Source organism: Streptomyces swartbergensis (genome assembly GCF_002148965.1).
Taxonomy (GTDB): Bacteria; Actinomycetota; Actinomycetes; order Streptomycetales; family Streptomycetaceae; genus Streptomyces; species Streptomyces swartbergensis.
Genome location: NZ_NGFN01000500.1, coordinates 1 through 4,729 on the forward strand (window position 1 = coordinate 1; position 4,729 = coordinate 4,729).

General features: G+C 73.2%; 5 protein-coding genes. 4 read left to right on the forward strand and 1 reads right to left on the reverse strand.

Annotation, left to right across the window (positions count from 1 at the left end; translation table 11 throughout):
- The 4 genes from CA983_RS40940 to CA983_RS40955 all read left to right on the forward strand — a co-directional run.
- The coding region (locus CA983_RS40940) for a cellulose-binding domain-containing protein (RefSeq protein WP_208637156.1) at positions 1-495 on the forward strand (495 nt) is incomplete at its 5' end.
- A gap of 207 nt (positions 496-702) precedes the next feature.
- Positions 703-1,809, forward strand: a complete 1,107-nt coding sequence (rsgA, locus tag CA983_RS40945) for a ribosome small subunit-dependent GTPase A (RefSeq protein WP_086605741.1) — start codon at positions 703-705, stop codon at positions 1,807-1,809.
- Between the two features lie 98 nt (positions 1,810-1,907).
- Entirely contained in the window at positions 1,908-3,338 is a 1,431-nt protein-coding gene (locus tag CA983_RS40950) for a DNA-3-methyladenine glycosylase 2 family protein (RefSeq protein WP_208637157.1), read from the forward strand.
- Entirely contained in the window at positions 3,338-3,823 is a 486-nt protein-coding gene (locus CA983_RS40955) for a methylated-DNA--[protein]-cysteine S-methyltransferase (RefSeq protein ID WP_086605742.1), read from the forward strand. The genes CA983_RS40950 and CA983_RS40955 overlap by 1 nt, the downstream gene beginning before the upstream one ends.
- A 49-nt stretch (positions 3,824-3,872) precedes the next feature.
- On the opposite strand, the gene CA983_RS40960 is transcribed toward CA983_RS40955, so the two are convergent.
- Entirely contained in the window at positions 3,873-4,355 is a 483-nt protein-coding gene (locus CA983_RS40960) for a DUF456 domain-containing protein (protein WP_086605744.1), read from the reverse strand.
- Positions 4,356-4,729 lie beyond the last annotated feature (374 nt).

Here is a 4,729-nt window from a genome sequence, read left to right on the forward strand (position 1 = left end):
CCCCTGCCGTCAGCCCCCACCCTGCCTCCCGCGACCTCGAAGCCGGCCGGCGAAGCCACCGAGGACAGGAGCAAGTCGGAGAAGCCYSGCAAACCGGAGGACAGGAACCGCCACACCGAGCCGCAGGGCACGYCGTCTCCCACGGTCTCTCCCACGGAAGACGGCGAGAGCGAGAGCCCCGTCTGCCGGGTCGAGTACGACCTGGTCAACCAGTGGCCTGACGGCTTCCAGGCCACCGTCACCGTCACCAGCAGCAAGTCCCTCGACTCCTGGCGCGTGTCCTGGTCCTTCCGCGACGGCCAGCACGTCGGCCAGATGTGGGACGCCTCCGTCTCCCAGGACGGCTCCCGCGTCACCGCCACCGCCGCCGACTACAACAAGTCGGTCCCCGCGGGCGGCGACCTGGCCCTCGGCTTCCTCGCCTCCTGGCGCGGCAAGAACTCCCCGCCGTACGACTTCACGCTGAACGGCCAGGACTGCGCGAAAAGCAGTTGACGCGCCTCGGCCGTGACGGGATACCGTGACGGCGGTTCCCCGAAGAGTCGGGGGATCACCAAGAGTCGAGGATCGAGGAGGTGTTGACCGATGGCTGTCATTGCGACGGGCGCTGCCCGCATCCAGGAATCCATCAAGTCCACCTCCGCGGCCACCGGCTGATCCGACCGACTGTCGGGCCGGGGGCCGACCTGGGAAGGGTCACCCTTGACTGCCAGCTCTGCCTCATCCGTTTCCTCCGCGCTCGCCCCCTATGGCTGGGACGACGCATGGGCGGACGAGTTCGCCCCGTACGCCGCCGAAGGACTGCTGCCCGGACGCGTGATCCGGGTCGACCGCGGACAGTGCGACGTCGTCACCGCCGGCGGGGTGCTGCGCGCCGACACGGCGTTCGTCACCCCGCACGACCCCCTGCGGGTCGTCTGCACCGGCGACTGGGTCGCCGTCGAACCCGGCGGAAACCCGCGCTACGTCCGCGCGTACCTGCCGCGCCGTACCGCGTTCGTCCGCTCCACCTCCTCCAAGCGGTCCGAGGGGCAGATCCTCGCGGCCAACGTCGACCACGCCATCGTCGCCGTGTCCCTCGCCACCGAGCTCGACCTCGGCCGCATCGAACGGTTCCTCGCGCTCGCCTGGGAGTCCGGGGCGCAGCCCGTCGTCGTCCTCACCAAGGCCGACCTCATGCCGGACGCCGCGACCGTCGCCCACCTCGTCCAGGACGTGGAGACCAGCGCGCCCGGCGTGCCGGTGGTGCCGGTCAGCTCCGTCGACGGGGCCGGACTGGACGTGGTCGCGGCGATCGTCGGCGGCGGTACGTCCGTGCTGCTCGGGCAGTCCGGCGCGGGCAAGTCGACCCTCGCCAACGCGCTGCTCGGCGAGGACGTCATGACCGTCCAGGCCACCCGGGACGTCGACGGCAAGGGCCGGCACACCACGACCACCCGCAATCTGCTCGCGCTGCCCGGCGGGGGCGTCCTGATCGACACGCCCGGACTACGGGGCGTCGGGCTGTGGGACGCCGAGAGCGGCGTCGGGCAGGTGTTCTCCGAGATCGAGGAACTGGCCGAGCGGTGCCGCTTCCACGACTGCGCCCACGAGGCCGAGCCGGGGTGTGCCGTGCTGGCCGCCGTCGAGGACGGCGACCTGCCGGAGCGGCGGCTGCACAGCTACCGCAAGCTCCTGCGGGAGAACCAGCGCATCGTCGCCAAGACGGATGCCCGGCTCCGGGCGGAGATCCGCAAGGACTGGAAGCGGAAGGGGGCGATCGGGAAGGCCGCGATGGAGGCGAAGCGCGGACCGCATTGGCGTTCGTAGCCGCCCGGTGTCCGAAACCCGTGTCCGAAGCCCGTGCCCGAAGCGCCGTGTCCGATTTCCGCCAGCGGCAGCACCGTCGACGGCGGAGACTGGACACCGTGAAGGACGACGAAACAAGGGACGAAGACCCGGGGGAAGACCCCAGGTACGAAGCGGTACGCAGTCGTGACGGGCGTTTCGACGGCGCCTTCTTCTTCGCCGTCGAGACGACCGGCATCTACTGCCGGCCGAGCTGCCCCGCCGTCACCCCGAAGCGGGCCAACGTGCGGTTCTTCGCCACGGCCGCCGCCGCGCAGGGCTCGGGCTTCCGGGCCTGCCGGCGGTGCCGCCCGGACGCCGTGCCCGGCTCCGCCGAGTGGAATGTCCGCGCGGACGTGGTGGGCCGGGCCATGCGGCTGATCGCCGACGGCGTGGTCGACCGGGAGGGCGTCGCCGGGCTCGCCGGACGGCTCGGCTACAGCGCACGGCAGGTGCAGCGGCAGCTCACCGCGGAGCTCGGCGCCGGGCCGGTCGCCCTCGCCCGGGCCCAGCGGGCCCACACCGCGCGCGTCCTGGTGCAGACCACCGACCTGCCGATCACCGAGATCGCGTTCGCGTCGGGCTTCGCCAGCGTGCGGCAGTTCAACGACACCGTCCGGGCCGTGTACGCCTCGACCCCGAGCGAGCTGCGCGCCGCCGCAGCGCCGAAGAACGGCCGGGCCCGTCGTACGGCCACCCCGAACGCCGGGATCCCGCTACGGCTCGCCCACCGCGGCCCGTACCAGGCCGGCCCCGTCTTCGACCTGCTGGAACGCGAGGCCGTGCCCGGCGTCGAAGAGGTCGGTGGCCCACCCGGCGCGCGCACCTACCGGCGCACGCTCCGCCTCCCGTACGGCACCGGCATCGTCGCCGTCGACGAACGCCCCGGCACCGCCCGGACCGGATCCGGCGCCCACCCGGGCGGCTGGCTCGACGCCCGGCTGCACCTCACCGACCCCCGCGACCTCACCACCGCCGTGCAGCGGCTGCGGCGCCAGTTCGACCTCGACGCCGACCCCTACGCCGTCGACGAGCGCCTCGGCACCGACCCGGTGCTCGCCCCCCTGGTCGCCGCCCGGCCCGGCCTGCGCTCGCCGGGCACCGCCGACCCGGAGGAACTCGCGGTCCGCGCACTGGTCGGCCGGACGGAGGCGGAACGGCTCGTGCGGCGCTACGGCAAGGCCCTCGACGCCCCCTGCGGCAGCCTCACCCACCTCTTCCCCGAGCCGGCCGTCCTCGCCGGCGCCGAACCCGGCGGCACCCTCGGCGCGCTCACCGCCGCCCTAGCCGACCACGCCGTACGCCTGGACCCCGGCGCCGACCGGGACGACGCGCAGGACGCCCTGCGTGCCGTGCCCGGCCTGGACGCCCGCACGATCACCAAGATCCGCACCCGGGGCCTCGGCGACCCGGACGTGGCCCCACCCGGCGCCGACGTCCCCGACAGCTGGCGCCCCTGGCGCTCGTACGCCCTGAACCACCTGCGCGCAGCAGGGAAGTGGGAGTTGTGATGACCTCGACGTACTGGACGACCGTGGCCTCCCCGCTCGGGCCGCTGCTCCTGACCGCCGCCCCGGACGGCGCGCTGACCTCGCTGTCCGTGCCCGGGCAGAAGGGCGGACGCGAGGTGCGGGACGACTGGCGGCGCGACCGGGGGCCCTTCCGCGAGGCCGGGGAGCAGCTCGCCGCCTACTTCGCCGGGGAACTGAAGGAGTTCCGGCTGACGTGGCGCACCGACGGCTCCGCCTTCCGGGAGAGGGTCTGGGCCGCGCTGGACGACATCCCGTACGGCTCGACCGTGACCTACGGTGAGATCGCCGCACGCATCGGAGCGTCCAGGGCGGCCCTACGGGCCGTGGGCGGGGCGATCGGCGCCAATCCGCTGCTGGTCGTCCGCCCGTGCCACCGGGTGATCGGCGCGGACGGGACACTGACCGGCTATGCGGGCGGCCTGGAGCGCAAGGTACGGCTGCTGACGCACGAGGGTGTGCTGTAGGCGCCGAGGTGCGCCGGGGGCCGTTCTCAAGGTGTGTTCCGGGGTGTTCTCACGCCCCGAAGACGGCCCCCACCCATGCCGCCGCGATCAGCTGACAGGTGAACAGTTCCACCAGCACGCTGGAGCCGCCCGCGCGCATCGCCGTGCGCAGGGCCGCGACGGCCTCGGCGTGGCGGCCGAGGCGTAGGCGTTCGGCGAGGTAGATGCCGCCGAGGAAGCCGGGGATCGAGCCGAGCACGGGGAGCAGGACGAAGCCGAGGGTGGATCCCGCTCCGGCGTAGGACAGCATGCGATGGGTGGCGCCGCTCGCCCGCAGCCGCCGGGGTGGCAGGGCCCAGCGCACGCCCTGGGAGACGAACATCAGGACCGTGGCTCCCACCAGGACCCACCACGCGACCGGCTGCGGATCCTTCAGGGCCCACCACATGACCGCGGCCCACACCAGCAACGACCCGGGCACCGCGGGCAGCAGCACTCCGTACAGACCGAGCAGGATGACCAGCCCGACCAGCAGGAGGTCCCACACTCCCATCTGACCAGCCTGCCGGAACACGGGAGAAGACGCAGGTCCGAAGCGTGGTCGTGGTCCGGACCCGCAGGCCAGCCGGTCGCGGTCGCCGGTACGCCCGCATGACGCCCTCATATCGCATGACCGTTCTACGGCTCACTCGACGTGCCGTTCACGGGGTCGCGGAAGGCCGTTTTTTCCACAAGCCCCGTTTTCATCCGGCCCGGGCGGTGGACAATTAGGGGCATGAGCCAGCAGGGGGGAAGGCCCACCGGTCCCGAGGACGACTGGTGGGGGCAGTTGTACGACGACTCCACCGGCGACACGGGCCCCGCACCCGCACCCGATTCCCTCGACGACCGCTTCGCCTCGGCGGCGGGGGCGGTGGGAGACCGGGG

What these genes read in the sequence shown, in the direction of transcription:
- CA983_RS40955 (WP_086605742.1), top strand. Translation starts at nt 3,338, where the DNA reads ATGACCTCGACGTACTGGACGACCGTGGCCTCCCCGCTCGGGCCGCTG.
- CA983_RS40960 (WP_086605744.1), bottom strand. Translation starts at nt 4,355, where the DNA reads ATGGGAGTGTGGGACCTCCTGCTGGTCGGGCTGGTCATCCTGCTCGGT.